This window comes from Mesorhizobium sp. M8A.F.Ca.ET.021.01.1.1, assembly GCF_003998025.1.
Lineage (GTDB): Bacteria > Pseudomonadota > Alphaproteobacteria > Rhizobiales > Rhizobiaceae > Mesorhizobium.
In genome coordinates, this window is the sequence record NZ_RZSJ01000460.1 from 1 (window position 1) to 5,150 (window position 5,150).

The following is a 5,150-nucleotide window of genomic DNA, read 5'->3' on the forward strand; positions in this document are numbered from 1 at the left end:
ACAGCTCCCGCACGGTCATGAAATCGCCGGCTACGGCCAGAAACCGCTCGCCCTTGGCAGCGGGATTGGTCATGGCGCGCACATGCAGGTCCGCCACGTCGCGCGCGTCGACCACACCGAAGGACAGGCGCGGCAGCCCCGGCATGGCACCGTTCATCATGCGCTGGACGAATGCGGTGGAGGTCGAATGGTCGGCCCCCAGGACAGGCCCGAAAATGCCGACCGGATTGATGACTGCCAGCTCCAGGCTGCCACCCTCGGCGGCGATGAAATCCCAGGCCGCGCGTTCGGCGAGCGTCTTCGACTTCACATAGGCGCTGACCTTGGCCGTCGGATCGGTCCAGCTCTCTTCGGTGAAGGGCCGGCCGTCCGGCGGCATCTTGCCATAGCCGATAGCGGCGAAGGATGAGGTCAGCACGACGCGTTTGACGCCGGCGTCTCGCGCCGCCCTGAGCACGCGCAAGGCGCCTTCGCGAGCCGGGATGATCAGGTCATCTTCATGCTTCGGCACGCCGAAGGGAAATGGCGAGGCGACATGCAGGACATAGTCGCAGCCGGCAACCGCTTGCGGCCAGCCGGCGTCGCTCATGAGGTCGGCAATGGCAAAGGAAAGCCGGTCGCCGGGCTCGGCGCCACCAACCTTCAGCATGGCCAGAACATCGGCGTCACGCCTGGCGGAGCGCAGCGTCGTGCGCACGCGATAGCCCGCCTTCAACAGGGCAAGGATACAGTGAGCGCCGAGGAACCCCGATCCGCCGGTGACAAGCACCAATTCGCCGCTCATCCCCGCCTCCCCGTTCAGGCCGAGGCGATCGACCTCGTCAGATCGCCACCTGCGTACCGATTTCTACCACACGTCCGGTCGGGATCTGGAAATATTCGGTCGCATCGGCCGCCGTACGGGCCAGACCGATGAACAGCCGGTCCTGCCATACCGGCATGCCGGAATTGGGCGAAGCCTTGAGCGAGCGCCGCGACAGGAAGAAGGACGTCGTCATGATGTCGAACTTCCAGCCCTGCTTGCGGCAAATCGCCAGCGCGCGCGGGATGTTGGGCTGCTCCATGTAGCCGAAGGTCAGCGTCACCCGCATGAACAGCTCGTTGACCGTCTCCATCTTGACCCAGTCGCTGTCGGGCACCACCGGCTGCGGGGCGGTCACCACCGAAAGGATGACGTTCTGCTCGTGCAGCACCTTGTAGTGCTTCAGGCTGTGCATCAGCGCGGTCGGTGCGCTCAAGGGATCGCTGGTCAGGAACACGGCGGTGCCCGACACCAGCTGCGGCTTTTTCTTCAAAAGATTGCCCGCGAGGAAATCGAGCGGGATCTCGTTGCGGCGGGTCTTGTCGAAGAGATAGCGGCTGCCGCGTATCCATGTCCACATGATCAGCCCCATCAGGCTGGCAACGGTGATCGAGACCCAGCCGCCTTCAACGATCTTCACGACATTGGCCAGGAAGAAGCCGCTGTCGATGATGCCGAACAGTAAGGTCAGCGCCAGGGCGAGCGCCAGCTTCCATTTCCACATCTTGCGCATCACCACGAACAGCAGGATCGTCGTCATCAGCATTTCGCCGGTCACCGAGATGCCGTAGGCGGAAGCCAGCGAACTCGAACTGCCGAAACCGACCACCAGCAGCATCACGCCCATCGCGATGAGCAGGTTGACGCGCGGCATGTAGATCTGGCCGGACTGCTTTTCCGAGGTATGTTGCACCTCGATGCGTGGCAGAAGGTTGAGCTGCACCGCCTGGCGGGTCAGTGAAAAAGCCCCTGAAATGACCGCCTGACTGGCAATGACGGTCGCCGCCGTTGCCAGTCCCACCATCGGCATCAGCGCCCAGTCAGGCAGCATCTGGAAGAACGGATTGGTCGGTTTTCCGTCATTGGCGAGCACAAAGGCGCCCTGCCCGAAATAGTTGAGCAGCAGGCAGGGAAACACCACGGAAAACCATGCCAGCACGATCGGCTTGCGTCCAAAATGGCCAAGATCGACATAAAGCGCCTCGGCCCCGGTCACGGCCAGGAACACCGCGCCGACAGTGACGAAGGCGGCGGTCGGGGTGCTGGCCAGATAGGCGACCGCGTAATAGGGATTGATGGCCAGCAGGATCGATAGATCATCCATCAAGTGATAGATGCCAGCAACGCCGATCGCCAGGAACCACAGCGCCGTCACCGGCCCGAACACCGCCGCCACCTTTCCCGTGCCGAAGCGCTGCACGGAGAACAGGATGGCAAGGATAAGCAGCGTGATCGGCACGACATAGGCGTCCAGCGTCGGGGTCACCACCGTCAGGCCTTCGACCGCCGACAGCACCGAGATGGCCGGCGTTATGATCGAATCGCCGAAAAACAGCGCCGCGCCACAAAGGCCGATCACGAGGATCAGTCGGGGGCCCTTGGGATAGGCGCTGCGTGCCAGCGACATCAGCGACAGCGTGCCGCCTTCGCCCTTGTTGTCGGCACGAAGCACGAAGGCGACATATTTGATGGTGACGATGATCGTCAGCGCCCAGACAATCAGCGACAAAACGCCAAGCACGTGAACGCGCGTATCGATGCCGGGCGAAGCGTGAAGCGCCTCGCGAAAGGCGTAGATCGGACTTGTGCCTATATCGCCATAGACGACGCCGAGCGCGCCCAGCATCAGAACCTTGGTGCTGTGCTGCTCAACCTCGGAACGGCTCGATTGCTCGACGGTTTCAGCCTCGCTAACGCGACTGGCAAGGTCCATGGACCACTCCCCGACAAGCGCGCAGTGCCTCACGCATGCTGCGATGCGGTGTCAATTGCACGCTATGGCTGCCATACCTGCAAAGCGAAGCCCTAACCCTACCAGCCGCAGGCTCTGAGAAACCGACCCACCGTGCCGGCCATGCCATACTCCAACGCGTCGGCTGTCAACCCATGTCCGATCGACACTTCGGCCAATGCCGGAACACGCCTTGCCAGCGCGGGCAGATTGGCCACCGTCAGATCGTGCCCGGCGTTGACCTGGAGGCCGGCTGCGAATGCCGCGTCAGCGGTTTTTCCCAATCTTTCCAATTCCTTGGCCGCTTTACCGGAATCCGAATGGTAGCTGCCATAAGGGCCGGTATAGAGTTCGATGCGATCGGCGCCCGTATCGCACGCGGCCCCTATGCCGTCGGGATCCGCATCGGAAAACAGCGAGACCCTGAAACCGCCCTTCTTCAGACGCCTGACAACTGGCGTCAGGAACGTCGCATCGGCGACGAAGTTCCAGCCGTGGTCGGAGGTTGCCTGTGCCGGATCGTCGGGCACCAGCGTTACCTGTTCGGGCTGATTCTTCTCCACAAGCGCCAGGAAATCCTCGCTTGGGTAGCCCTCGATATTGAATTCAGCCTGCGGGAACTCATCGTCGATCAGCGCCCTGATCAGGGGCAGGTCGGAATGCCTTGTGTGACGTTCGTCGGGGCGCGGATGCACCGTCAGCCCATGCGCGCCTGCGGCAAGGGCAAGGCGGCCGACGCCGATCACATCGGGCCATGGCAGGTCGCGCCGGTTGCGCAGCATGGCGATGGCGTTGAGGTTGACGGAAAGCTTGGCGGGCATGGGCTTGGCGTCCGTGAAACAGTCGATCGAGGCGCGCCACGCTCATTCGTTCCGGCACGGCGCATTTGAAACAGCGCATCTATAGCGTCTTTGGCGGGAACAGATAGGGCCTTTCCGGTGTTCCAGAAGACCAACATATTCCGTGAAGGGAGGCACCACCTTGAATTTCCTCCAATCCGTGCCGGCGATCCGCCGCATCGACACCAGCCGCGACGACCTCCTTGCCTTCGATGTGGTCGGCCATGTCTCGGCCGCCGATGCCGAGAACCTGTTCGGCCTGCTGGAGGCGGCCTATGCGCTCCATCCGAGAATCGACGTCGCCGTGCGCATAGTCGATCACGAGGGCGTCGACTGGGCCGACATCTCCGATGAGACCATCAAGAAGGGTGCCGTCCACGCATTGGAGCATATTGGCCGTTGCGCGGCGATCGGCGCGCCTGACTGGACGCCGAACGCACGACACGCCTTGCCCGCTTCGTCGCCTGTCGAATTCAGGCATTTCAAGATCGAGGAGGAAGCTGCTGCCTGGGAGTGGCTCGCGGCGCGGCCGACGGGCGAAGAGGCGACCGCCGCTCCAGAAAGAAAATGAAACGATTCTCCCGGCTGCCGCCGACCCCTTCTATCTGACGATGGTCAGCCGTTCGGCGGCCCGGGTGATGGCTGTATAAAGCCAGCGCTGGCGCGTTTCCTTGAAGGCCCAGCTCTCGTCGAACAGCACGATCTCGTTCCACTGCGAACCTTGCGCCTTGTGCACCGTCAGCGCATAGCCGTAGTCGAAATCGTCGAAGCGCTTCTTCTGCTGCCAGGGGATATCGGCGTCCGGATCCTCGAACGCCGCCTTGAGCAGCTTGATCTTGGCGACGCCGCGATCCGGATCGTCCTCTTCGGGCGACACCAGAAGGTTGATGCCGGGCTTCACCGTCTCGCGCGACGAGGTCATCACCTTCCAGAGCGAACCGTTGAGCAGGCCCTTGGCGGGATCGTTGCGCAGGCAGACCAGCTTGTCGCCCGCTTGTGGGTAATCGGCATTGAAGCCCTTCAGTTCGCGCAGGCGCTGGTTGTAGCGCCGCCGCGTGCGGTTGGTGCCGACCAGCACCTGGTCCGCTTTCAGCACCAGTTCCTGGTTGACGTCTTCCTTGCCGATCACCTGCGCAGTGCCATAGTCGCCGCGCATGAATTCGCGCCCCTCGCGCACGTCGAGCGCCAGCCGCAGGATCGGATTGTCGCGCGCCTGCCGGTGGATTTCGGTCAGCAAAAAGTCCGGCTCATGGTCGGTGAAGAAGCCGCCGCCCGAGATCGGCGGCAACTGGCCGGGATCGCCCAGCACCAGGATCGGCGTGCCGAAACTCATCAGGTCGCGGCCAAGCTGCTCGTCGACCATCGAGCACTCGTCGATGACGACCAGTTTGGCGCGCGAGATCGGGCTTTGCCGGTTGAGCGAAAAGGTCGGCGACATCGAGGTCTTGCCGGTCACCTCGTCGGCCACCGATTCCTCGCCCTTGGGCCGGTAGATCAGCGAATGGATGGTGCGGGCGTTGACCGCGCCCTTGGAGCGCAGCACTTGCGCTGCCTTGCC

5 protein-coding genes are annotated in these 5,150 nt (G+C 63.0%); 1 reads left to right on the forward strand and 4 read right to left on the reverse strand.

All coding sequences use genetic code 11. The annotated features are described in order from the left end of the window. The 3 genes from EOA36_RS27015 to EOA36_RS27025 form a co-directional block, all read right to left on the reverse strand. Positions 1–784 (reverse strand): aldehyde reductase (locus EOA36_RS27015; RefSeq protein ID WP_145969328.1); only part of this gene is annotated, 784 nt, incomplete at its 3' end. 37 nt (positions 785–821) lie between these two features. Beyond that, positions 822–2,735, reverse strand: coding sequence for a potassium transporter Kup (locus EOA36_RS27020; RefSeq protein ID WP_127280157.1), 1,914 nt, complete (start codon positions 2,733–2,735; stop codon positions 822–824). A 98-nt stretch (positions 2,736–2,833) separates the two neighbouring features. Continuing rightward, positions 2,834–3,574, reverse strand: a complete 741-nt coding sequence (locus EOA36_RS27025) for a pyridoxine 5'-phosphate synthase (RefSeq protein ID WP_127280158.1) — start codon at positions 3,572–3,574, stop codon at positions 2,834–2,836. A 160-nt stretch (positions 3,575–3,734) separates the two neighbouring features. Here EOA36_RS27025 and EOA36_RS27030 point away from each other — a divergent pair, with 160 nt between their 5' ends. Continuing rightward, entirely contained in the window at positions 3,735–4,163 is a 429-nt protein-coding gene (locus tag EOA36_RS27030) for an STAS/SEC14 domain-containing protein (protein WP_127280159.1), read from the forward strand. Positions 4,164–4,193: 30 nt separating this feature from the next. On the opposite strand, the gene EOA36_RS27035 is transcribed toward EOA36_RS27030, so the two are convergent. Then, the coding region (locus EOA36_RS27035; RefSeq protein ID WP_127280160.1) for an ATP-dependent RecD-like DNA helicase at positions 4,194–5,150 on the reverse strand (957 nt) is incomplete at its 5' end.

Excerpts from the sequence above, each read along its gene's own strand:
- EOA36_RS27020 (WP_127280157.1), bottom strand. The coding sequence starts at position 2,735 with ATGGACCTTGCCAGTCGCGTTAGCGAGGCTGAAACCGTCGAGCAATCG.
- EOA36_RS27025 (WP_127280158.1), bottom strand. The coding sequence starts at position 3,574 with ATGCCCGCCAAGCTTTCCGTCAACCTCAACGCCATCGCCATGCTGCGC.